The sequence below is a fragment of the Christensenella hongkongensis genome (assembly GCF_000981035.1).
Classification (GTDB): Bacteria; Bacillota; Clostridia; order Christensenellales; family Christensenellaceae; genus Christensenella; species Christensenella hongkongensis.
Window position 1 is genome coordinate 1 of the sequence record NZ_LAYJ01000044.1, and the last position, 214, is coordinate 214.

Sequence of the window (214 nt, forward strand, 5' to 3'; positions counted from 1 at the left end):
TACACAAGCCGAATAGAGCAAACTGGCGGACATCCATGTATATAGAGCGAGAAAAGCCTGCTGCATGGGCCAAAACGCGGCGCCGGGTTCTGCCAAGACCGTATTGGCGATCAACAGGATCAGCAGGATAGGAACAAGCACAGATACAAGCGTTTTTGCAAGCTTGCCCATTTTGTAATAGCCGCTGCTGATAAAATATCCCAGTGTGGTAAGG

General features: G+C 49.5%; 1 pseudogene. It reads right to left on the reverse strand.

Annotated elements, in window-relative coordinates:
* A pseudogene (locus CHK_RS16490) lies at nucleotides 1-214 on the reverse strand (hypothetical protein); the annotation flags it as partial.